Raw genomic sequence first — 22,249 nt, 5'->3', positions numbered from 1 at the left:
CGCCCGGAAGAAAAAAACCGCGAGCGGACCGCTCGTCCGGTGGTGGTGCATTGCATACTGCCCCCTTCCCCTGACCACGACGGAGCCCCCATGCCGATCACCTGGACCTGCAGCCACCACAGCGAACTCGACAAACAGGCGCTCTACGACATCCTCGCCCTGCGCACCCAGGTGTTCGTCGTCGAGCAGAAGTGCCCCTACCTGGAGGTGGACGGCCTGGACCTGGTGGGCGACAGCTGCCACCTGATGGCACGCGACGGCGATGCGCTGGTGGCCTACCTGCGCCTGCTGGACCCGCAGCGCAACGAGGGCGAGGTGGTCATCGGCCGCGTGGTGATCGCCGAGGCGGCGCGCGGCACCGGGCTGGGTCACCAACTGATGGAGCGGGCCCTGGAGGATTGCCAGCGGCGCTGGCCGGGCCTGCCGGTTTACCTCTCGGCCCAGGCGCACCTGCAGAAGTACTACGGGCGCTACGGCTTCGTGCCGGTGACCGAGGTCTACCTGGAGGACGACATCCCCCATGTCGGCATGCGCAAGGCGGCGGTTTGATACCGGTGGATATCGCCCTGTAGGGGCGACTTGATTCGCCAAGGACCGCGTAGCGGTCCCTGCTGCCGCCAGCCACGAACGCCGGGTTGCAACCGACCCACAGATTCCGGTCGCGGCCCACGCAGGGTGTTTTCCATGGCCTGGTTTGGTGGATGAAAAGAGCGTCATCCACCCTCTCGTTCGGCTCAGAGGCTGAGCCGAACACCACAAAAGAAAACCCCGGGCATGCCCGGGGTTTCTTCATTGCGCGAAGCGTGATCAGTTCTGGCGGATGCCCGCCACCAGCCAGGGCTGGTTGTCGCCGTTGGCACGCTCCATGCGCCAGCTTTCGCTGAACACTTCGCCCTGGTCGAAGCGCGAGGTCTTCGACACGCCGTTGAAGGTCAGGGTGGCGACGGTCTTGTCGGCCAGCTCGTCGATGCCGTCCAGCTGCACCTGCAGGTTGTCGATGTAGGTGGACTGGAAGCCGTCGCCCAGGCTGGCGCGCTCTTCCTTCAGGAAGCTGAGCATCTGCGGGGTGACGAACTCGGCGATCTTGTCCATCTCGGCCGCGTCCCAATGCTGTTGCAGGGACATGAAGTGCTCACGGCCGGCTTCGATGAAGCGCTCTTCGTTGAACCAGCTCGGAGCGTTGAACGCGCGCTGTGCCACCGGGGCCTGGGCGGCGGTGCTGCCGAAGATCGGCGCCTGCTGCTGCGGCATCTCGCGCTGGAACGGCGCCCCGGCCATGGCGGGCTGGCCCTGCTGCTGGCGCTTGCGGGCGGCGATGAAGCGGAAGATGACGAAGGCGATCAGGGCGATGATCAGGAAGTCGAAGATCTGCATGCCCTGGAAGCCGTCGCCCATGAACATGGAGGCGAGCAGGCCACCGGCGGCGAGGCCGGCCAGCGGGCCGAGCCAGCGCGAGGCACCGCTGGCGGCAGCGGGCTGGCGACCGGGTGCGGTCGGGGTGGCGGCAGGGGTGTTGGGCTGCGCCTGGCGGGTCTGGTGGGTCGGCGCGGAGCCGAAGGTCTTGCCACCGCCCATACGCTTGGCGTTGGCATCCAGGCTGAGCGTCAGGCCGACGCAAAGGGCCAGGGCGATACTGAGGAATCGGCGCATCAGAGGCATCTCTTGGTTAGGGGTCCACGCGCGCCATGCTGCCCAGTCGCGCCTGCGATGGCTAGCGGCAGAATGTATCGGGATTTTTTACGGCTGCGCTACGGGCGTGTGCCGCCGGGGCCGGCGTACTTCCCGTGGGAGCGAATTCATTCGCGATGCTGCTACCGGCCCCTGAAGGCCATCCGGCGAGCGCTTCGCGGTTGAAGCCGCTCCCACGGTCGACCTAGCGTGCGGCGCAGCCCGGGCGGGCGCGCAGCTGGTGGTCGGTGCGCAGGCGGATGGCGCCCTTGGCGCCGGGCTGGTAGTCGAAGTTGCGGGCGAACCAGGCGGCGGATTGCTCCAGCGTCGCGTTGACCGGTGGCAGGGTGAATTCCCAGTAGGGGTCGTCCTCCCGCCGGCATCTGGCGTTCAGTACCAGGCCCGGCAGGGGCGAGTCGTCGGCGCGGTCGCTGCCGAAGGTCCGCTGGCCGAGGCTCAGGCGGTCTTTCTCGCTGTCGCCATAGGCGTAGAGCAGGGTCTCGCCGCGGATATCCAGCAGGTTCTCGCCGGTCTGCTCATGGGCGAAGGGCGCAAGGCGCACCAGCAGCCCCGGCTTGCGCAGGTAGACCCAGCCGGGGCGGCTGGAGTCGAAGGGGCTGGCGGGGTAGGGCAGCATGTCGAGGTAGTCCAGGCGCAGCTTGCCGTCGGTCTCGGTCGAGGCGCGCAGCAGTTCGTAGGCGCCGTCGCCGCGGGTTTTCAACAGCGCCTCGCCTTGGCCGGTGGGCAGCACTTCGCGGATCGCCAGGGCCTCTTCGTAGCCGTTGCTGCTGGCGATGTAGCGGTTGACCGCGTCCCCCTCGCGCAACTGGTAGACGGTCTGTTCGATGGCCGTGCCCTTGCCGCCGGGGCGATAGGCGTAGCGCACTTCCTCCAGCGACCAGCGCGGACTCCCGACCAGCACGCGGGTGCGTGCCGGCAGGACGCAACGCTCCTGGCGCAGGCTGTCCGGCACGCCGGGCAGCGGCTCGCCCAGGCACAGGTCGTCGGCTGGCACGTGGCGGCTGGGGTAGGGCGTCTGGTCGGCGTGCAGGGGCGGGTTGGGGTTGATGGCCTGGCACTGCCCGGGCACCAGGTCGAGGGTATCGACGAAGTCGTCGGGCTCGGGGCTGGAGGCGTAGTCGAGGGTGTCCGGCGTGCGGGGCTGCGGGCCGGCGTCCGCCTCGCGCAGGGTCACGCCCCAGCGCACCGGGTCGGGTCGCGGCAGTTGCTGGGTCGGGCGCAGGCGCAGGGCCGGTGCGGGCGTGGTGACCAGCTCCAGGTTGCGGTCGAACCAGTCGGGCCCGTCCTGGAAGCGCAGGCGCCCGGGGGTGGAGCTGCCCAGCGCGGAATAGATCAGTGGATGGCTGAATTCCAGATCGGGCAGCACGAAGCAGGCGGGGTCCAGCTCCAGGCGGGCGACTTCGTGGCCACGCTGCATGTCCACCGCACGGAAGGCCGGCGGGCGCTTGTTCCAGCCAGGGTCGGCGAGCAGGGCCACCTCGCCGCGCACATCCAGCAGCGCGCCGGGGCCTGCATCGACGATGCGCAGCGGCTGCAGTTGCACCAGGTACAGGCGGTCCTCGCCGCCCACGCTCACCCAGCCTGTGCGGCGGGCGTCGTTGAACCAGTTGTAGGGGAGGTCGCGCAGCAACACCTCGGCCTGGGGCTTGCCGCCGTTCTTGCGGTACAGGCGGGCCAGTTCGAAGTCCTGGCCGCTGCCGCGGTTGAAGAGGATCAGCACCTGGTCGGGGCCGTTGACGCGGGCGTCCCAGAGCGTCGGGTAGAGGGTTTCGCCGCCGGGGGCCAGGAGGCGTGAGAGGGCCTTCATCGACAGGGTTTCGCCGTCCAGGCGCAGGGAGGTCTCGGTGCGCTCGCGGCGCTGCCCGGTGTTCCAGTCGCGGTAGCTGTCGGTTTCGCGCTTCACCTCGAAGCCCGGGGCGGCCTCGATGCCGGTGGCGATGATCAGGCTGAGCAGCAGCAGGGGAAGGCGCACGTCCGTGTTTCCGCAAGAAGGAGGGGAGCGGCCATCCTGCCGTGGCTGTGGATAACTGCCAAGTGCGCGTTGTGCCGGGCCCCGCCATGGCAGCGGGGCCCGGGTTCGGTCAGAGGGCCTGGAGCTTGGCGTAGGCGAGCATCAGCCACTTGCTGCCTTCGCTTTCGAACTTCACCTGCACCCGCGCCTGGGCGCCGGAGCCCTCGAAGTTGAGGATGGTGCCTTCGCCGAACAGCGCGTGCTGCACCCGCTGGCCGAGGTTGAAGTCGGTCTGCGGGATCTCCGCGCCGGAGAACATCGAGCCGCCGCTGCGCGCACCGCCGGCCACCGGGCGGCTGATGCTGTTGCCAAGGCGCACCTCGCGGATCAGTTGCGGGGGAATCTCGCGGACGAAGCGCGAAACCTTGTTGTAGGTCTCGCTGCCATAGAGGCGGCGGGTTTCCGCGTAGGTCAGCACCAGGCGCTGCATGGCGCGGGTGACGCCGACGTAGGCCAGGCGGCGCTCCTCTTCCAGGCGGCCGGACTCCTCCAGGCTCATCTTGTGCGGGAACAGGCCTTCTTCCATGCCCACCAGGAACACCAGGGGGAACTCCAGGCCCTTGGCGCTGTGCAGGGTCATCAGCTGCACGCTGTCCTCGAAGGCATCGGCCTGGGTATCGCCGGCCTCCAGCGAGGCATGGCTGAGGAAGGCCTGCAGCGGGGTGAGTTCGACGTCGTCCTCGCCGTTCTCGAAGGCGCGGGCGGCGCTGACCAGTTCCTCGAGGTTCTCCACCCGGGCCTGGCCTTTCTCGCCTTTCTCTTCCTTGTGGTAGGTGATCAGCCCGGTCTGCTCGATGACGGTCTGGGTCATCAGGTGCAGGGGCATCTCCATGACCTTGGCGGCGAGGTTCTCGATCAGCTCGATGAACACCGCCAGGGCACCGGCGGCGCGGCCCGGCAGGCCCTTGTTGGCCAGCAGCAGGCGGATCGCCTCCCACATGGAGACGTCCTGGGCGCGGGCGAATTCGCGGATGCTTTCCACGGTCTTCTCGCCGATGCCCCGGGCGGGGACGTTGATCACCCGCTCCAGGGCGGCGTCGTTGCCACGGCCGTCGAGCAGGCGCAGGTAGGCCATGGCGTTCTTGATCTCGGCGCGCTCGAAGAAGCGCTGGCCGCCATAGATGCGGTAGGGGATCTTCTCCCGCAGCAGCGCCTCCTCCAGCACCCGCGACTGGGCGTTGGAGCGGTAGAGGATGGCGATCTCGCTGCGTGCCATGCCGTCCTTCAGCGCGCTCTCGATGCTCTCCACCACGTAGCGGGCTTCGTCGTGCTCGTTGAAGGCGGCGTACAGGCCCAGCGGCTCGCCGTCCTCGCCTTCTGTCCACAGCTCCTTGCCCAGGCGCCCCTGGTTGTTGGCGATCAGGGCGTTGGCGGCCTTGAGGATGCCGGCGGTGGAGCGGTAGTTCTGCTCCAGGCGGATGGTCTCGGCGTCGGCGAAGTCGCTGGAGAACTGCTGGATGTTCTCGATGCGCGCGCCGCGCCAGCCGTAGATCGACTGGTCGTCGTCGCCCACCACCATGAGGCTGTCGCCGCCCTGGGCGAGCAGGCGCAGCCAGGCGTACTGCACGGCGTTGGTGTCCTGGAACTCGTCCACCAGGATGTGGCGGAAGCGCCGCTGGTAGTGGGCCAGCAGGCCGGGCTTGTCGCGCCACAGGTCGAGGGCGCGCAGCAGCAGTTCGGAGAAGTCGATGACCCCGGTGCGCGCGCAGGCGGCCTCGTAGGCTTCGTAGATCTTCAGCATGGTGCCGAGGAACAGGTCGCCTCCGGCCTGGATGTGCTGCGGGCGCAGGCCTTCGTCCTTCTGCCCGTTGATGAACCACTGCGCCTGGCGTGCCGGCCAGCGCTGCTCGTCCAGGCCCAGCTCGCGGATCACCCGCTTGACCAGGCGCTGCTGGTCGTCGCTGTCGAGGATCTGGAAGTTCTCGGCCAGGCCGGCTTCCTGCCAGTGCGCGCGCAGCAGGCGGTGGGCCAGGCCGTGGAAGGTGCCGACCCACATGCCCGCCGGGTTGATACCCAGGAGCTGCTCGATGCGGTGGCGCATCTCGGCGGCGGCCTTGTTGGTGAAGGTCACCGACAGGATCGAGTGCGGCGAAGCCTGCTCCACCTGGATCAGCCAGGCGATGCGGTGCACCAGCACGCGGGTCTTGCCCGAGCCGGCACCGGCGAGGACCAGTTGACGCCCCAGCGAGGCGGCTACAGCCTGGCGTTGGGCATCGTTCAGGGAGTTCAGGAGGAGAGAGAGATCGTCATGCATCGCGGCATTCTATTGACCGGCCCAGGCGAGGGCAAACCGATGACCGCGTGGTCAGCCAGACGGTTCGCGAGCCGCGCCCGGAAGGCCCGCCGAAAGTTGGGCGGCGCATCCGTGAAACACGGCACATAAAGCTTTGGCGGCACGTTCCGCTCGGGTAAGCTCCGCCGACGCCTAGGCAACCATTACAAGAAAATCGCCTATGACCGCGACACCCAACGAAGCCCAGATCGACCTGCCCGGCGGCGACAGCCGCGCCCTCAGCCAGCACTTCGCAACGGACCTGGCCGTGGAGCGCACGCGCCTGCTCTATCAGGGCTCGCAAACCCCCACTCTATTCATGCTGCTCAACGGCCTGGCCTGCGCCTACCTGCTGTGGGAGCCCGCCAACGGCCTGCTGCTGGGCGGCTGGCTGGTGTGGCTGGTGCTGCTGGCGGTGCTGCGCCTGACCCAGGTGGCCGCCTTCAAGGCCGCGCTGCCCTCGCGTCAGGCCCAGCCCCAGTGGCACCACACTTTCCTTCTCGGTGCCGCCGCCTCCGGCCTGACCCTGGCCTTCCCGGTGATCTTCCTGGTGCCGGGCGATGCCTTCCTGCAGCAGGCGCTGGTCTATGGCCTGATCGCCGCCGCCATCCTCTCCGCCAGCGTCGCCTATGCGGTGAGCCTGCAGGCCTTCCTCACCTTCGCCCTGCCGTGCCTGGTGCCCACCGTGTCCTGGCTGCTGGCCAGCGGCGAGCCGTTGCAGCGTGGCTGGGGCCTGCTCAGCCTGATCCTCCTGGCCGCGCTGATGGTGGTGGCCTGGCAGGTCAACCGCCTGGTGCAGCGCAGCCTGATCCAGCGCTTCCACAACCAGGCGCTGATCGACAACCTGGAGCATGCCAAGGTCCGCGCCGAGGGGCTCAACAGCGAGCTGGCGCGGGAAGTGGAGCAGCGCCGGCGCGCCGAGCGCGAGCTGCGCGCCGCCCACAACGACCTGGAGATCCGCGTCGCCCAGCGCACCCTGGAACTGGCCGACGCCAGCCACGCCCTGGCCAAGAGCGAGGCGCGCCTGGCCCTGGCCCTGGAGGCCAGCGAGCTGGGGCTGTGGGACTGGAACCTGGAGACCGACGAGGTGCACCACTCGCACCTGCGGGAGATCTTCGGCATCGAGATGGACGACGTCACCCGCGTGCTCAGCGACCTCAAGCCGCGCCTGCACCCGGACGACCTGCCGCTGCTGCGCCGGGCCCTGGTCGACCACCTCAAGGGCCGCAGCGACGGCTACGCCATCGACTACCGGGTGCGCCACAGCGACGGCCGCTGGCTCTGGGTCGAGGACCGCGGCCGCGTGGTGGAGCGTGACGAGCAGGGCAAGGTGCTGCGCATGCTCGGCACCCGCCGCGACGTCACCGAGCGCAAGCAGGCCGAGGAGCAGCAGCGCCTCTCGGCCATGGTCTTCGAGGCGGCCAGCGAGGGCATCGTCATCCTCGACCCGGAATACCGACTGCTGGCGGTCAACCAGGCCTTCAGCGAAGTCACCGGCTACCGCCGCGACGAGGTGCTCGGCCGCACGGTGGTGGAAATCAACAGCACCCGCGAGAGCCGCCGCCAGTACCACCTGATCCGCCAGGAGCTGGAGCAGAGCGGCAGCTGGCAGGGCGAACTGGTGGACACCCGCAAGAACGGCGAGCTCTACCCGCAGTGGCTGCAGCTCAACGTGGTGCGCGACGCCCGGGGCAACGCCAGCCACATCGTCGGCTTCTTCGCCGACCTCTCCGCACGCCGCGATGCCGAGGAGCGCCTGCGCTACCTCTCGCACTACGACGAACTCACCGGCCTGGCCAACCGCACCCTGTTCAAGGACCGCCTGCACGAGGCCAGCCAGCGCGCGCGCCAGAGCGGCCGCGGCCTGGCCCTGCTGCACATCGACCTGGATCGCTTCAAGGTGCTCAACGACAGCCTCGGCCATGAAGTGGCCGACCAGCTGCTGCGGCAGATGAGCCGGCGCCTGGCCCAGGCCGCGCCCGAGGCGGACACCATCGCCCGGCTGTCCGGCGACGAATTCGCGGTGATTCTCGACTCCTACGGCAGCCTCTCCAGCCTGGCGCGCACCGCCAGCCGCCTGCTGACCAAGCTGCGCACGCCGATGACGGTGGGCGGCGAGGAACTGGTGGTCAGCGCCTCCCTGGGCATCAGCCTGCTGCCGGACAACGCCCGCGAGATCTCCACCCTGATCAGCCAGGCCAACATGGCCATGCAGCACGCCAAGCACCTGGGCGGCAACACCTTCCAGTTCTTCACCGACAACCTCCAGGCCTGCACCCTCGAACGCCTGCAGATGGAGACCCAGCTGCGCAAGGCCATCGAGGAAGGCCAGCTGGAGGTCTTCTATCAGCCCAAGCTGTGCCTGGCCGACGACAGCCTCAACGCCGCCGAGGCGCTGGTGCGCTGGCGCCATCCGCAACTGGGGCTGGTGCCGCCGGGGGACTTCATCGGCCTGGCCGAGGAAACCGGGCTGATCGCGCCCATCGGCGAGTTCGTGCTGCGCCAGGCCTGCCTGCAAGCGCGCGAGTGGCAGCGCCAGGGGCTGGCGGACATCCGCGTCTCGGTGAACCTCTCCGGCCACCAGCTGCGCCAGGGCAACCTCACCAGCCTGGTGCGCCAGGTGCTCGACGAGACCGGCCTGTCGCCGCGGCTGCTGGAGCTGGAGCTGACCGAGAGCCACCTGCTGGAGAACGTCGAGCACGTCATCGCCACCTTCCGCCAGCTGCGCGAGCTGGGGGTGAAGCTGGCGATCGACGACTTCGGCACCGGCTACTCGTCCCTGAGCTACCTCAAGCGCTTCCCGGTGGACTACGTGAAGATCGACCAGACCTTCATCCGCGACCTGTCCTCCGGGGGCGAGGACGCCGCCATCACCCGCGCCATCATCGCCATGGCCCACGGCCTGGAACTCAAAGTGGTGGCCGAGGGCGTGGAGACCCAGGCGCAGATGGACTTCCTCAAGACCCAGGGCTGCGACGAGATCCAGGGCTACCTGATCAGCCCGCCGGTGGAGGCGCCGGTGTTCGCCGCGCTGCTCAAGGAGCAGGCGACGGCGCTGTGGCGCTGACCGCCTCCGGCAGGTCGCGCAGCAGCAGGGCGTACTCCAGGTCGAGGTCGGCGGGCAGCGGGATGTAGAGCACGTGGCCGTCGCCGGGCGCGACATCCCGGCGCTCGCCGGCCTCGGTCTCCAGGCCATGGAGGATGAAGCCCAGGTTGCCCGACGGGGTCATCAGTTCCAGGCGATCACCCACCTCGAAGCGGTTCTTCACCCGCACTTGCGCCAGCTCGCCCCGGCGCGCGCCGGTCAGCTCGCCGACGAACTGCTGGCGCGAGGGCCGCGAGCTGCCGTGCTCGTAGTTCTGGTAGTGGTCGTGGGTGTGGCGCCGCAAAAAGCCCTCGGTGTAGCCGCGGTTGGCCAGGGAGTCCAGGCGCTCCAGCAGGCGCGGCTCGAAGGGACGACCGGCGAGGGCGTCGTCGATGGCCTGGCGGTAGGCCTGGGCGGTGCGCGCCACGTAGAAGTGCGACTTGGTGCGGCCCTCGATCTTCAGCGAGTGCACGCCCATCTCCAGCAGGCGGCCCACGTGCTGCACGGCGCGCAGGTCCCTGGAATTCATGATGTAGGTGCCATGCTCGTCCTCGAAGGCGGGCATGTATTCGCCCGGGCGGCTGCCGTCCTCCAGCAGGAACAGGCGTTCGCTGGGTGCGCCCTCGCCCAGGGTCGGCTGCGGCGTGCAGCGGTGCACCAGGTCGCCGAGCGAGTCCTCGCGGGCCTCGCCGGCCTTGTACTGCCAGCGGCAGGCATTGGTGCAGGTGCCCTGGTTGGGGTCGCGGTGGTTGATGTAGCCGGACAGCAGGCAGCGGCCGGAGTAGGCCATGCACAGCGCACCGTGGACGAACACCTCCAGCTCCATCTCCGGCACCTCGCGGCGGATCTCGTCGATCTCCTCCAACGACAGCTCGCGGGACAGGATCACCCGGGTCAGCCCCTGGGCCTGCCAGAACCTCACGCTCGCCCAGTTCACCGTGTTGGCCTGCACCGAGAGATGCACCGGCATCTGCGGGAAGTGCTCGCGCACCAGCATGATCAGCCCCGGGTCGGACATGATCAGCGCGTCCGGCGCCATCGCCACCACCGGGGCCAGGTCCTTGAGGAAGGTCCTGAGCTTGGCGTTGTGCGGCGCGATGTTGACCACCACGTAGAAGCGCTTGCCCTGGGCGTGGGCCTCGGCGATGCCCGCGGCCAGGGTCGCGTGGTCGAACTCGTTGTTGCGCACCCGCAGGCTGTAGCGCGGCTGCCCGGCGTACACGGCATCGGCGCCGTAGGCGAAGGCATGGCGCATGGCCTTGAGGGTGCCGGCGGGGCAGAGCAGTTCGGGGGCTTGGCGGCTGGACATGGGCGGGGCTCGTTGCGCGAAAAATCGCGGATTCTAGGCAAGCCGCCTTCGGTGGGTATTGCGCTGGAGCAATGCTGGTGCGGGGCGAATTCGTTCTCGAAGGGATGGATTTCGCTGCGTTGGGCCTCGCTGCGCTCGGCGCCAACCTACGGGGCTTCGGTGCCTTGGTGGGGCGGCCGCGCTTTTGTAGGGGCGAATTCATTCGCCCGCTCTTCCTCCCGCCACCACTCTCTTGGAGGCGGCTCCATTCGTTTCAGTCATTCCACTCCCGCCCCTGCAGCTCCAGCAGGCTGTGGGCCTGCTCGGGGCCGGTGGAGCCGGCGGGGTAGCTGCGTGGGCTCTGGTAGTACTCGTGCCAGCCTTCGAGGATCGGGTCGACCCAGCGCCAGGCGGCCTCCACCTCGTCGCGGCGCATGAACAGCGTCGAGTCGCCCTCGATCACGTCCAGCAGCAGGCGCTCGTAGGCGTCCCAGCGGCGCTGGCTGAAGGCCTGGGCCAGGTTCAGGTCCAGTTCCACCGGCTCCAGGCGCATACCCTTGCCGGGGTTCTTGGCCATCAGTTGCAGGCTGATGCGCTCCTCGGGCTGCAGGCGGATCAGCAGGCGGTTGGCCTCGCCGCCGTTGAACAGGCGGTGCGGCACCGGCTTGAACTGGATGACGATCTCCGAGTACTTGCGCGCCAGGCGCTTGCCGGTGCGCAGGTAGAAGGGCACGCCGGCCCAGCGCCAGTTGTCGATCTCCGCCTGCACGGCGACGAAGGTCTCGGTGTCGCTGTCGTTGTCGACGTTCTTCTCGAAGTAGTAGGCGGGCACTTCCTGGCCGCCGATCTTGCCGGCGCCGTACTGGCCGCGCACGGTCTTGTCCTGCACGTCGAGCCCGGAGATGGGCTTGAGGGCCTCGAGGATCTTCACCTTCTCGGTGCGCACCGCGTCGGCGTCGAAGCGCACCGGCGCCTCCATGGCTACCAGGCAGAGCAGCTGCAGCAGGTGGTTCTGCACCATGTCGCGCATGGCGCCGGCGTGGTCGTAGTAGCTGCCACGGTTCTCCACGCCCAGGGTCTCGCACACGCTGATCTGCACATGGTCGATGTGCCCGGCGCGCCACACCGGCTCGAACAGGGCGTTGGCGAAGCGCAGGGCCATGAGGTTCTGTACCGTCTCCTTGCCCAGGTAGTGGTCGATGCGGAACACCTGGCGCTCGTCGAACACCGCGCCGATGGCGGCGTTGATCGCCAGGGCCGATTCCAGGGAGTGGCCGATGGGCTTCTCCAGCACGATGCGCGCCTGGGGCCCGGCGAGGCCGGCGATCTGCAGGTGCCGGGCGATGTCCTCGAACAGCCGCGGGGCGATGGCCAGGTAGTAGACGCGGCCACGATCCTCGCCCGGCCCCAGGTGGCGGGCCAGGCGGCCGAAATCGGCGCTCTGGGAGACGTCCATGACGAAGTAGTCGAGCCGCGCGGCGAACCCCGCCCAGGCCTCGTTGGTGAAGTCGGCGCGGGCCACCTGGGCGCGGCAGTGACGCTCGGCGAGGGCCCGGTACTGCTGGACGTCGAGGGGATTGCGGGCGATGGCGAGGATGCGCAGCTGCGGATGCAGGCGCCCGTCGCGATGCAGGTGGTAGAGCGCCGGGAGCAGCTTGTGCAGGGCGAGGTCGCCGGTACCGCCGAAGACCAACATGTCACAGGGCTGGGTCAAGGGTGCACTCCTGCGTGGTTTACCTGGGCGGAAAAGCGGGTCATGTAGTATAACTACAAGGTCACTACAGCCCGACGGCCGTCGATCATAACCGAGTTGTCCCCACGCGTTGATCGAGCCGTGAGGCGTATCCCCCACTTCGAAGAGCCTGCCCTGTGAATCTGCTGCAACACATCGCCCAGTCGCGCCACCTGCTGCGCAAGTCGGAACTGAAGGTCGCCGACCACGTCCTGCTCGATCCCGCCGCAGTCATGCACAGCTCCATGGCGGACCTCGCGCAGAGCGTCGGCGTCAGCGAACCCACCATCGTGCGTTTCTGCCGCGCCATCGGCTGCGGCGGCTTCCAGGACCTCAAGTTGAAACTGGCGCAGAGCCTCGCTGCCGGCGCGAGCTTCGGCCAGTTCGCGATCCACGAGGACGACTCGGTCGCCGACTTCAGCCTGAAGATTTTCGACACCACGCTGCACACCCTGATGGACGTGCGCGAGAAGCTCGACCCCCAGGCCCTGCAACGCGCCATCGCCGCCTGCGCCCAGGCCCAGCGCGTGGAGTTCTACGGCTTCGGTGCCTCCGGTGCGGTGGCGGCCGATGCCCAGCACAAGTTCTTCCGCCTGCTGCTGACCGCCGCCGCCTATTCCGACCCGCACATGCAGGCGATGTCGGCGGTGACGCTCAAGCCCACCGACGTGGCCATCTGCATTTCCCAGTCGGGCCGCTCCAAGGACCTGCTGATCACCGCCAACCTGGTGCGCGAGGCCGGCGCCACGCTGATCACCCTGTGCCCGAGCCAGACGCCGCTGGCGGACCTGGCCACGGTGAACCTGGCCATCGACGTGCAGGAAGACACCGAGATCTACACCCCGCTGACCTCGCGCATCGCCCACCTGGTGGTGATCGACGTGCTGGCGATGGGCGTCGCCATGGCCCGTGGTCCGAGCCTGGTCAACCACCTCAAGAGCGTGAAGCGCAGCTTGCGCAGCCTGCGCCTGTCGCCCAAGTCGATCAAGGCGATGGAAGACTGATCGACCGCCCACGGCCCGGGCGCCGCGCGGCGCTCAGAGGGTCCTGATCGAGGTGCGGATCGCCCGCGCGCACTCGATCACCGCAGGCGCCAGCTTGCGTTCCGCCTCCTCCATGCTCCAGCGGCTGGTCGGCGCCACCACGTGCACGGCGGCCACCGGCTGGCCCTGGCTGCCGAGGATGGGCGCGGCGATGGTCATGTCGCCGAGGAACAGTTCCTCGTTGTTGATCGCATAGCCCTTGCGCCGGGTCGCCTCGATCTGCGCGAAGATTTCCTCCGGGCCGGTCAGGGTCTGCTGCGTGTGGCGCTTCAGCTCGCTGGCCGCCAGTACCGCGTGCACTTCGTCATCGTCCAGGGCGCTCAGGTAGGCGCGGCCGGAGCCGGTGCAGTACATGGGGATGCGGCTGCCGATGGGCATGTGGATGGGGATGAACTTGGGTGCCACGAAGCGCGCCACGTAGACCATCTCCAGGCCGTCGGGCTCGGTGAGGTTGGTGGTTTCCCCGGTGATCTGCGCCAGTTCGGCGAGGAAGGGGTTGGCCACGTCCACCAGAGTGTCGGCGGCCAGGTAGTTGTAGCCGATCTCCATCACCCTGGGCGTGAGCTGGAAGCGCTTGGTCTGCGGGTGCTTGCGCACGTAGCCGAGCTCCTCGAGGGTGTGGATCATGCGTTGCGCCGAACTCTTGTTGATACCCGCCGCCTCGGCCACCTCGGCCAGGTTCATGGTGCGTTGCCGGGCGTTGAAGGCGCGCAGCACGGCCAGGCCTTTCTCCAGCGACTGGTTGAACAGTGAATTGTTGTTATCGCTCATGTCGCGTCCTTTCAGCGGGTTTCTGCTGCTTTGAATATCGATATTCGATATTTATAAATCTCTTTACGATTCTTGTAAATTGTTTATAGTCGAGAAAACGCCTCCTGCCGATACAGCCGAGGCCATCCATAGCGCACAACGACAATAAACAGCGTCCAATGGGAGATTCGCCATGCCTCCTCGCCTTCGTGCCCTCACCTGCGCCTGCGCATTGGTCGCCGGCCTCGCCACGTCCTTGGCCGCCAGCGCCGAGAGCTACCGGGTCGGCGCCACCGCCACCGGCGTGCCCTTCACCTTCCTCGACGTCAAGAGCCAGAGCATCCAGGGGATGATGGTCGATGCCGCCCAGGCCGTGGCCAAGGCCGGCGGCTTCGAGGTTCAGATCCAGCAGACCACCTTCGCCGCCCTGATCCCCTCGCTGACGGCGAACAAGATCGACGTCATCTCCGCCGCCATGCTGCGCACCCCCGCGCGGGAGAAGGTGGTGCAGTACTCCGACCCGGTGTTCAGCTACGGCGAGGGCCTGATCGTCCGGGCCGACGACGCCACCGCCTACACGCGCATGGAGGACCTCTCGGGCGAGGTGGTGGGCGCCCAGGTCGGCACCGTGTTCATCGACGAGCTGAACAAGCGCGGCATCTTCAAGGAAGTGCGCGGCTACGACTCCATCGCCGACCTGATGCGCGACCTGGCGCTGGGGCGGATCAAGGCCGGCTTCGCCGACCGCCCGATCCTCGCCTACCAGCTGGCCCAGGGCACCCAGGACAAGGTGCGCCTGGTGCAGGGCTACCAGCCGGTGATCATGGGTGATGTCTGCCTGATCGTGCGCAAGGGCGATGCCGCGACCCTGGAACGGGTCAACAGGGGCATCGCCGCGATCAAGGCCGATGGCTCGCTGGACCGCATCATCGCGAAGTGGAAGCTCGACTGACCGCGCTCGCGGCCCGCCGGCGTGGCGGGCCTTTCCCTGAACCCATCCACGGGTAGCCTCCATGTTTCTCCAGAACGCTCTGGACTTCCTCCCCATTCTCTTGAAAGGGGCGGTGATCACCGTGCAGGTCACGGCCGGGTCCTTCCTGCTCAGTTCCATCATCGGCCTGGTCTTCGCCCTGATGATGGTGTCGAAGGTCCGCGCCATCTCGCTGTTCGCCATCGGCGTGGTCAACGTCATCCGTGGCCTGCCGATCATCGTGCAGCTCTTCTACATCTATTTCGTGCTGCCGGATTTCGGTATCCAGCTCAGCGCCTTCCAGGCCGGCGTCATCGGCCTGGGCATCGCCTATTCGGCCTACCAGGCGGAGAATTTCCGCGCCGGCATCCAGGCCATCCACCAGGGGCAGATCGAGGCGGCCGAGTCCCTCGGCATGCGCGGTGCCATGGTGATGCGCCGGGTGGTGCTGCCCCAGGCCTTCCGCATCGCCCTGCCGCCCTACGGCAACACCCTGGTGATGATGCTCAAGGACTCCTCGCTGGTCTCCACCATCACCGTGGCCGAGATGACCCGCGCCGGCCAGCTGATCGCCTCCTCGACCTTCGAGAACATGACCGTCTACACCCTGGTGGCGCTGCTCTACCTGGCGCTGAGCCTGCCGCTGTCCTACGGCCTGCGCCGGCTGGAAGCCCGAATCGGCAAGAGGAGCAAGGCATGATCGAGATCAAGCAGCTGCACAAGAGCTTCGGCAGCCTGGCGGTGCTCGAAGGCATCGACCTGAGCATCGAGAGTGGCGAGGTGGTCTGCCTGATCGGCCCCTCGGGCTCCGGCAAGTCCACCCTGCTGCGGTGCATCAACGGCCTGGAGACCCACGACCGGGGCGAGATCCTGGTCAGCGGCCAGCCGGTGAACCGCCACCACGACAGCATCCATGAGATCCGCACCCAGGTGGCCATGGTGTTCCAGCGCTTCAACCTGTTCCCCCATCGCACGGCTGTGGAAAACGTGATGGAGGGGCCGGTCTACGTGAAGAAGGAAGACCCCCGCGAAGCCCGCCGCCAGGCCGAGGCGCTGCTGGAGAAGGTCGGCCTCGCGCATCGCATGAACGCCTACCCGGACGAGCTCTCCGGCGGCCAGCAACAGCGCGTGGCCATCGCCCGCGCCCTGGCGATGAAGCCCAGGGCGATCCTCTTCGACGAGCCCACGTCCGCCCTGGACCCCGAGCTGGTGGGCGAGGTGCTGGCGGTGATGCGGCGCCTCGCCGACGAAGGCATGACCATGATCGTGGTCACCCACGAGATGGGCTTCGCCCGCGATGTGGCTGACAAGGTCTGCTTCCTCCACAGCGGTCGCATCGTCGAACAGGGCCCGGCCCGCGAGGTGCTGAGCGCGCCGAGCCACCCGCGCACCCAGGACTTCCTCAAGCGCCTGCTGAACAGCGGCGAGGTGCCGGCATGAACGCGCCCCTCGCGCCCGCGCTGCCGTCCTCGCTCTGGGCCGCCACTGCCACGCCCGGCATCGCCACGCCGGCGCTGGAGGAAGACCGGCAGGTCGATGTCGCCATCGTCGGTGCCGGCTACACCGGGCTGGTCGCAGCGCTGCACCTGGCCGAGGCGGGCATCGGCGTTTGCGTGCTGGACGCCGGCGAACCCGGCTGGGGCGCCTCCGGGCGCAACGGCGGGCAGGTGATCCCCGGCCTCAAGTTCGACCCCGAGCAACTGATCGCCAAGTTCGGCGTGGCCCGTGGCGAGGCGATGATCCAGGCCGCCGGCGGTGCCGCCGACGAGGTGTTCGCGCTGATCGAGCGGCTCGGCATCGATTGCGACGCCACCCGCAAGGGCTGGATCCAGCCGGCCGCCTCGACCGTGGCCATGCGCGGCCTGGAGCAGCGCGCCGGGCAGTGGCGCGCGCGCGGCGTCGAGGTGGAGCTGCTGGACGAGCCGGCCGTCGCCCGGCGCATCGGCAGCGTCAACTACCTCGGTGCCTGGGTCGACCCGCGTGCCGGCAGTGTCCAGCCCCTGAGCTACGCCCGTGGGCTGGCGCGGGCGGCGGTGCAGCGGGGCGCGGCGATCCATGGCCACAGCCGGGTCACCGGGCTGCGCCGCGAAGGGTCGCGCTGGCAGTTATCCACAGCCCGTGGCGCGAGCATCAGCGCCGAGCGCGTGCTGCTGGCAGGCAACGGCTACACCGATGACCTCTGGCCCGGCCTGCGGCAGACGCTGATCGCCGCCAACAGCTTCATCGTCGCCACCCAGCCGTTGCCGGCGCACCTGCGCCACAGCGTGCTGCCGGGCGGCGAGGTCTGTTCGGATGCGCGGCGCCTGCTGCTGTATTTCAAGCAGGACGCCCAGGGGCGGCTCCTGCTGGGCGGGCGCGGGCCCTTCCCGGAGCCGCGTGAGGCCGCCGACTGGGCGCATCTGGAGCGCTCGCTCACCGGGCTCTTCCCGCAGCTCGCCGGGGTGCCCATCGAATACCGCTGGAGCGGGCGCGTGGCGCTGACCCAGGACTTCCTGCCCCATGTCCACGAACCGGCGCCGGGGCTGTCGATGCTGCTGGGCTACAACGGTCGCGGCATCGCCCTGGCCACCTGCCTGGGGCGGCACATGGCGGCGCGCCTGGCGGGGCAGGGCGGGGACTTCCCCTTCCCGATCACGCCGGTGCGGCGCATCCCCCTGCACGGCCTGCAGCGCCTCTACCTGGGCGCGGGGATCGCCTGGTACCGCCTGCTCGACGCCCTGCTCTGAACGGCCGGTGGCTGTCGCAGGACGGTCATCGGAGTTTCACGACCCTGTCCTCAAAGCGTCATGCCGCTGGCCGATGCTGGTGCTCCCCGCACTTCGTCCTGGGAGACCTGACATGCCTCGACACCATGCACAGCGTTTTGACGAGCCGGCCATCGACAGCAAGACCCGGCGCAAGCTCGAAGACCAGCGCCGGATGCAGTTCCGCCGCGCCATCGAGGAGCGTGCCGAACAGCGCCGCCTGCTGGCGGATCTGGATGGCTACCCCGACCTGATCGCGATCAACTACCTGTTGTCGTCAACGGCAGAGCGCCGTCGAACCTCTGGGAAAGCGTGCTGATCTGGGCGCGTTCTTCGCGGATAAAGGCCATCAACGCCTGGGCGACCGGTGACAGCCGCTTGCCCTTGGCGTGGACCACGCACCAGCTGCGGTAGAGGGGCAACTCCTCCACCGGCAGCTCGCGCAGCACGCCGGTGGCCAGCTCCAGGCTGACCGCGTGGCGGGGCAGCAGGCCCAGGCCGAGCCCGGCCACCACGCATTCGCGCAGGGCATCCAAGGAGGCGACTTCCTGGGTCTGGGCGAAGTGCGCGCGCTTCTGCTGGAAGTATTCCTCGCAGGCCTTGCGGGTGCCCGAGCCGGCTTCGCGGATCAGCAGCGGGAAGGGCTCCAGGTCCTTCAGCGTCAGGCTGCGCGCGTGGCACAGCGGGTGATCCGGCGGCGCCACGGCGATGATCGGGTTGTTGAGGAACGGCAGGAACTCCAGGGCCATGTCCTGGGGCACCAGGGACATGATCACCAGGTCGTCGCGGTTGTCCGCCAGGCGCTTGATCACCTGGGCGCGGTTGACCACCGTCAGGTGCAGGCTGACGTCCGGATGGTGCTGCTTGAAGGCGGCGAACAGGTGCGGCACGAAGTACTTGGCGCTGGATTCCACCGCCAGGTTGAGCTGGCCCTGCAGCGAGCCCTGCAGGTCCGAGAGCTGCATGTCGAGGCTGGCCAGGCGCTGGAAGATGTCGCTGCTGGCCACGTACAGCGCCTCGGCGGCATCGGTCTGGTAGAGCTTCTTGCCGACGTATTCGAACAAGGGCTGGCCCACCAGCTCCTCGAGCTGGCGGATCTGCAGGCTGACGGCCGGCTGGGTCAGCGCCATCTCTTCCGCCGCTCGGCTGTACGAGCGGCTCTCGAATACGGCACGGAACACCTGGAGCTGGCGCAGCGTCATGCGCAGCAGGGTCTTGCGCATAGGTGGAAGCCTCGGAAAAGGGGGATCGCGGCGCCGACTATAAGGCTTTCCTAATGGATACCCCAATAATTATTGATTTGGGTTATCCCAGGGCTGGGCGTAGGTTAATCACGCACCGCTACAGCACCGGCGGTCACTCGCCGAACGGCCTGCCGTTCGCCTGCCCACTTGGTCGAGGGAACGCTCGTGATCAAGAAAATCCTCATCGCCAACCGGGGTGAGATCGCCGTCCGCATCGTGCGCGCCTGCGCCGAGATGGGCATCCGCTCGGTGGCCGTCTACTCCGACGCCGACCGCCACGCCCTGCACGTCAAGCGTGCCGACGAGGCCCACAGCATCGGCGCGGACCCGCTGGCCGGCTACCTCAACCCGCGCAAGCTGGTGAACCTGGCCGTGGAGACCGGTTGCGACGCGCTGCACCCCGGCTACGGCTTCCTCTCCGAGAACGCCGAGCTGGCCGATATCTGCGCCGAGCGTGGCATCCGCTTCATCGGCCCGTCGGCGGAAGTCATCCGCCGCATGGGCGACAAGACCGAAGCCCGCCGCAGCATGATCAAGGCCGGCGTGCCGGTCACCCCGGGCACCGAAGGCAACGTGGCGGACCTCGCGGAGGCCCTGCGCGAAGGCGAGCGCATCGGCTACCCGGTGATGCTCAAGGCCACCTCCGGCGGTGGCGGTCGCGGCATCCGCCGCTGCAACAGCCGCGAGGAACTGGAGCAGGCCTACCCCCGGGTGATCTCCGAGGCGACCAAGGCCTTCGGCTCCGCCGAGGTGTTCCTGGAAAAATGCATCGTCAACCCCAAGCACATCGAAGCCCAGGTGCTGGCCGACAGCTTCGGCAACACCGTGCACCTGTTCGAGCGTGACTGCTCGATCCAGCGCCGCAACCAGAAGCTCATCGAGATCGCCCCCAGCCCGCAGCTCACCCCCGAGCAGCGCGCCTACATCGGCGACCTCTCCGTGCGCGCCGCCAAGGCGGTGGGCTACGAGAACGCCGGCACCGTGGAGTTCCTGCTCGCCGAGGGCGAGGTGTACTTCATGGAGATGAACACCCGGGTGCAGGTGGAACACACCATCACCGAGGAAATCACCGGCATCGACATCGTCCGCGAGCAGATCCGCATCGCCTCCGGCCTGCCGCTCTCGGTCAAGCAGGAAGACATCATCCATCGCGGTTTCGCCCTGCAGTTCCGCATCAACGCCGAGGACCCGAAGAACAACTTCCTGCCCTCGTTCGGCAAGATCACCCGCTACTACGCCCCCGGCGGCCCCGGCGTGCGGACCGACACGGCGATCTACACCGGTTACACCATCCCGCCCTTCTACGACTCCATGTGCCTGAAGCTGATCGTCTGGGCGCTGACCTGGGAGGAGGCGCTGGACCGCGGCCTGCGTGCGCTCGACGACATGCGCGTGCAGGGGGTCAAGACCACCGCCGCCTATTACCAGGAGATCCTCCGCGATCCCGAGTTCCGCAGCGGCCAGTTCAACACCAGCTTCGTCGAGAGCCACCCGGAGCTGACCCAGTATTCGATCAAGCGCAACCCGTCGCACCTGGCCATCGCCATCGCGACCGCCATTGCCGCCCACGCGGGCCTGTAAGGGAAGGATGCAGAACATGAGCAAGACCCCGGAAGCCAAGAAGATCACCGTCACCGACACCATCCTGCGTGACGCGCACCAGTCCCTGCTGGCCACCCGCATGCGCCTGGAAGACATGCTCCCCATCTGCGACAAGCTCGACCAGGTCGGCTACTGGTCGCTGGAAGTCTGGGGCGGCGCCACCTTCGATGCCTGCGTGCGCTTCCTCAAGGAAGACCCGTGGGAGCGCCTGCGCAAGCTCAAGGCCGCGCTGCCCAACACCCGCCTGCAGATGCTCCTGCGCGGGCAGAACCTGCTGGGCTACCGCCACTACAGCGACGACGTGGTGAAGGCCTTCGTGGCCAAGGCGGCGGTCAACGGCATCGACGTGTTCCGCATCTTCGACGCGATGAACGATGTGCGTAACCTGCGCGTCTCCATCGAAGCGGTGAAGGCCGCCGGCAAGCACGCCCAGGGCACCATCGCCTACACCACCAGCCCGGTGCACACCGAGGCCGCCTTCGTCGCCCAGGCCAAGGCCATGCAGGCGATGGGCGTGGACTCCATCGCCATCAAGGACATGGCCGGCCTGCTCACCCCCTTCGCCACCGGTGACCTGGTCAAGGCCCTGAAGGAGAGCGTCGACCTGCCGGTGTTCATCCACTCCCACGACACCGCCGGCGTCGCCAGCATGTGCCAGCTCAAGGCCATCGAGAACGGCGCCGACCACATCGACACCGCCATCTCCAGCATGGCCTGGGGCACCAGCCACCCGGGCACCGAGTCCATGGTCGCGGCCCTGCGCAACACGCCCTACGACACCGGCCTGGACCTCGCGCTGATCCAGGAGATCGGCATGTACTTCCACGCCGTGCGCAAGAAGTACCACCAGTTCGAGAGCGAATTCACCGGCGTCGACACCCGCGTGCAGGTCAACCAGGTGCCGGGCGGGATGATCTCCAACCTCGCCAACCAGCTGAAGGAGCAGGGCGCCCTGAACCGCATCAACGAGGTCTTCGAGGAGATCCCCAAGGTGCGCAAGGATCTCGGCTACCCGCCCCTGGTGACCCCGACCTCGCAGATCGTCGGCACCCAGGCGGTGTTCAACGTGCTGGCCGGCGAGCGCTACAAGACCATCACCAACGAGGTGAAGCTCTACCTGCAGGGCCGCTACGGCAAGGCCCCGGGTGAGATCGACGAACAGCTGCGCCGCCAGGCCATCGGCAACGAGGAAGTCATCGACGTGCGCCCGGCCGACCTGCTCAAGCCCGAGCTGGACAAGCTGCGCAAGGAAATCGGCGCCCTGGCCAAGAGCGAGGAGGACGTCCTCACCTTCGCCATGTTCCCCGACATCGGCCGCAAGTTCCTCGAAGAGCGTGAAGCCGGCACCCTCAAGCCCGAGGAGCTGCTGCCCATCCCCAACGGCCAGGGCTCGGCCCCGGTCGGCGGCGAGGGCGTGCCCACCGAGTTCGTGGTCGACGTGCACGGCGAGAGCTACCGCGTGGACATCACCGGGGTCGGCGTGAAGAGCGACGGCAAGCGCCACTTCTACCTGTCCATCGACGGCATGCCGGAAGAAGTGGTGTTCGAGCCGCTCAATGACTTCGTCGCCGGCAACAGCAGCAAGCGGAAGAACGCCAGTGCGCCCGGCGATGTCAGCACCACCATGCCGGGCAACATCGTCGACGTGCTGGTCAAGGAAGGCGACAGCGTCAAGGCCGGCCAGGCCGTGCTGATCACCGAAGCCATGAAGATGGAAACCGAAGTGCAGGCGCCCATCGCCGGCACCGTCAAGGCGATCCACATCGCCAAGGGCGACCGGGTCAACCCGGGCGAGGTCCTGATCGAGATCGAATGATCG

The 22,249-nt window shown here is 68.1% G+C and carries 17 protein-coding genes; 10 read left to right on the top strand and 7 right to left on the bottom strand.

Going from position 1 to position 22,249, the window contains the following annotated elements; all coding sequences use genetic code 11:
- The first annotated feature begins 90 nt into the window (after positions 1–90).
- The gene (locus HSX14_RS30555) at positions 91–549 is read left to right on the top strand and encodes a GNAT family N-acetyltransferase (RefSeq protein WP_173178160.1); all 459 of its coding nucleotides are present in this window, start codon (positions 91–93) and stop codon (positions 547–549) included.
- 258 nt (positions 550–807) lie between these two features.
- On the opposite strand, the gene HSX14_RS30550 is transcribed toward HSX14_RS30555, so the two are convergent.
- The 3 genes from HSX14_RS30550 to uvrD all read right to left on the bottom strand — a co-directional run bounded on the left by HSX14_RS30550 (position 808) and on the right by uvrD (position 5,954).
- Positions 808–1,650: a Tim44 domain-containing protein gene (locus HSX14_RS30550; protein ID WP_173178161.1), complete on the bottom strand. Its 843-nt coding sequence runs from the start codon at positions 1,648–1,650 to the stop codon at positions 808–810.
- Positions 1,651–1,873: 223 nt separating this feature from the next.
- Positions 1,874–3,661 (bottom strand): hypothetical protein, encoded by a 1,788-nt coding sequence (locus tag HSX14_RS30545; protein ID WP_173178162.1) that lies wholly within the window; start codon positions 3,659–3,661, stop codon positions 1,874–1,876.
- 109 nt (positions 3,662–3,770) lie between these two features.
- Entirely contained in the window at positions 3,771–5,954 is a 2,184-nt protein-coding gene (gene uvrD / locus HSX14_RS30540; RefSeq protein ID WP_173178163.1) for a DNA helicase II, read from the bottom strand.
- 199 nt (positions 5,955–6,153) lie between these two features.
- Here uvrD and HSX14_RS30535 point away from each other — a divergent pair, with 199 nt between their 5' ends.
- Positions 6,154–9,039: an EAL domain-containing protein gene (locus tag HSX14_RS30535; RefSeq protein ID WP_173178164.1), complete on the top strand. Its 2,886-nt coding sequence runs from the start codon at positions 6,154–6,156 to the stop codon at positions 9,037–9,039.
- On the opposite strand, the gene trhP is transcribed toward HSX14_RS30535, so the two are convergent.
- Together trhP and zwf are read right to left on the bottom strand one after the other, a co-directional pair.
- Positions 9,008–10,366, bottom strand: a complete 1,359-nt coding sequence (gene trhP / locus HSX14_RS30530; RefSeq protein WP_173178165.1) for a prephenate-dependent tRNA uridine(34) hydroxylase TrhP — start codon at positions 10,364–10,366, stop codon at positions 9,008–9,010. The genes HSX14_RS30535 and trhP overlap by 32 nt on opposite strands.
- 253 nt (positions 10,367–10,619) lie before the next feature.
- Positions 10,620–12,041: a glucose-6-phosphate dehydrogenase gene (gene zwf / locus HSX14_RS30525; protein WP_228723657.1), complete on the bottom strand. Its 1,422-nt coding sequence runs from the start codon at positions 12,039–12,041 to the stop codon at positions 10,620–10,622.
- Positions 12,042–12,214: 173 nt separating this feature from the next.
- Between zwf and hexR the strand changes: the two genes are divergently transcribed.
- Positions 12,215–13,081, top strand: a complete 867-nt coding sequence (hexR, locus tag HSX14_RS30520; protein ID WP_111259177.1) for a transcriptional regulator HexR — start codon at positions 12,215–12,217, stop codon at positions 13,079–13,081.
- 33 nt (positions 13,082–13,114) lie between these two features.
- Here the strand turns inward: hexR and HSX14_RS30515 are convergent, their stop codons facing one another.
- Positions 13,115–13,891 (bottom strand): IclR family transcriptional regulator, encoded by a 777-nt coding sequence (locus HSX14_RS30515; protein ID WP_173178167.1) that lies wholly within the window; start codon positions 13,889–13,891, stop codon positions 13,115–13,117.
- Between the two features lie 172 nt (positions 13,892–14,063).
- Here HSX14_RS30515 and HSX14_RS30510 point away from each other — a divergent pair, with 172 nt between their 5' ends.
- From HSX14_RS30510 to HSX14_RS30490, 5 genes are all read left to right on the top strand, one after another.
- Positions 14,064–14,822, top strand: coding sequence for an ABC transporter substrate-binding protein (locus HSX14_RS30510; protein ID WP_173178168.1), 759 nt, complete (start codon positions 14,064–14,066; stop codon positions 14,820–14,822).
- A 61-nt stretch (positions 14,823–14,883) separates the two neighbouring features.
- Positions 14,884–15,540 carry an amino acid ABC transporter permease gene (locus HSX14_RS30505; protein WP_173178169.1) on the top strand — a complete coding sequence of 219 codons (657 nt, stop codon included), beginning with the start codon at positions 14,884–14,886 and terminating at the stop codon, positions 15,538–15,540.
- On the top strand, positions 15,537–16,280 hold the full coding sequence (locus HSX14_RS30500) for an amino acid ABC transporter ATP-binding protein (RefSeq protein ID WP_173178170.1): 744 nt from the start codon (positions 15,537–15,539) through the stop codon (positions 16,278–16,280). The genes HSX14_RS30505 and HSX14_RS30500 overlap by 4 nt, the downstream gene beginning before the upstream one ends.
- The gene (locus tag HSX14_RS30495) at positions 16,277–17,566 is read left to right on the top strand and encodes an NAD(P)/FAD-dependent oxidoreductase (RefSeq protein WP_173178171.1); all 1,290 of its coding nucleotides are present in this window, start codon (positions 16,277–16,279) and stop codon (positions 17,564–17,566) included. Before HSX14_RS30500 ends, HSX14_RS30495 begins: the two co-directional genes overlap by 4 nt.
- A gap of 112 nt (positions 17,567–17,678) precedes the next feature.
- Positions 17,679–17,903 (top strand): PA3496 family putative envelope integrity protein, encoded by a 225-nt coding sequence (locus HSX14_RS30490; protein ID WP_173178172.1) that lies wholly within the window; start codon positions 17,679–17,681, stop codon positions 17,901–17,903.
- Here HSX14_RS30490 and HSX14_RS30485 read toward each other — a convergent pair.
- Positions 17,845–18,792 carry a LysR family transcriptional regulator gene (locus HSX14_RS30485; protein WP_111259375.1) on the bottom strand — a complete coding sequence of 316 codons (948 nt, stop codon included), beginning with the start codon at positions 18,790–18,792 and terminating at the stop codon, positions 17,845–17,847. The genes HSX14_RS30490 and HSX14_RS30485 overlap by 59 nt on opposite strands.
- Before the next feature lie 201 nt (positions 18,793–18,993).
- On the opposite strand from HSX14_RS30485, the gene HSX14_RS30480 reads away from it, so the two are divergent.
- Together HSX14_RS30480 and oadA are read left to right on the top strand one after the other, a co-directional pair.
- Positions 18,994–20,409, top strand: coding sequence for an acetyl-CoA carboxylase biotin carboxylase subunit (locus HSX14_RS30480; protein WP_173178173.1), 1,416 nt, complete (start codon positions 18,994–18,996; stop codon positions 20,407–20,409).
- Between the two features lie 16 nt (positions 20,410–20,425).
- Complete coding sequence (oadA, locus tag HSX14_RS30475) at positions 20,426–22,246, top strand: sodium-extruding oxaloacetate decarboxylase subunit alpha (protein WP_173178174.1); 1,821 nt, start codon at positions 20,426–20,428, stop codon at positions 22,244–22,246.
- Positions 22,247–22,249: the final 3 nt, after the last annotated feature.

Origin of the sequence: Pseudomonas tohonis, assembly GCF_012767755.2 — a bacterium.
In the GTDB taxonomy this organism is placed as follows: Bacteria; Pseudomonadota; Gammaproteobacteria; order Pseudomonadales; family Pseudomonadaceae; genus Metapseudomonas; species Metapseudomonas tohonis.
Note: the sequence above shows the minus strand (reverse complement) of the source record. Positions and strands in the feature narration are given on the sequence as shown.

Coding starts and splice junctions, on each gene's coding strand:
- HSX14_RS30495 (WP_173178171.1), top strand. CDS start 16,277: ATGAACGCGCCCCTCGCGCCCGCGCTGCCGTCCTCGCTCTGGGCCGCC.
- HSX14_RS30550 (WP_173178161.1), bottom strand. CDS start 1,650: ATGCGCCGATTCCTCAGTATCGCCCTGGCCCTTTGCGTCGGCCTGACG.
- HSX14_RS30515 (WP_173178167.1), bottom strand. CDS start 13,891: ATGAGCGATAACAACAATTCACTGTTCAACCAGTCGCTGGAGAAAGGC.
- HSX14_RS30510 (WP_173178168.1), top strand. CDS start 14,064: ATGCCTCCTCGCCTTCGTGCCCTCACCTGCGCCTGCGCATTGGTCGCC.
- HSX14_RS30535 (WP_173178164.1), top strand. CDS start 6,154: ATGACCGCGACACCCAACGAAGCCCAGATCGACCTGCCCGGCGGCGAC.
- HSX14_RS30500 (WP_173178170.1), top strand. CDS start 15,537: ATGATCGAGATCAAGCAGCTGCACAAGAGCTTCGGCAGCCTGGCGGTG.
- zwf (WP_228723657.1), bottom strand. CDS start 12,041: ATGTTGGTCTTCGGCGGTACCGGCGACCTCGCCCTGCACAAGCTGCTC.
- HSX14_RS30505 (WP_173178169.1), top strand. CDS start 14,884: ATGTTTCTCCAGAACGCTCTGGACTTCCTCCCCATTCTCTTGAAAGGG.
- HSX14_RS30490 (WP_173178172.1), top strand. CDS start 17,679: ATGCCTCGACACCATGCACAGCGTTTTGACGAGCCGGCCATCGACAGC.
- trhP (WP_173178165.1), bottom strand. CDS start 10,366: ATGTCCAGCCGCCAAGCCCCCGAACTGCTCTGCCCCGCCGGCACCCTC.
- oadA (WP_173178174.1), top strand. CDS start 20,426: ATGAGCAAGACCCCGGAAGCCAAGAAGATCACCGTCACCGACACCATC.
- uvrD (WP_173178163.1), bottom strand. CDS start 5,954: ATGCATGACGATCTCTCTCTCCTCCTGAACTCCCTGAACGATGCCCAA.
- HSX14_RS30555 (WP_173178160.1), top strand. CDS start 91: ATGCCGATCACCTGGACCTGCAGCCACCACAGCGAACTCGACAAACAG.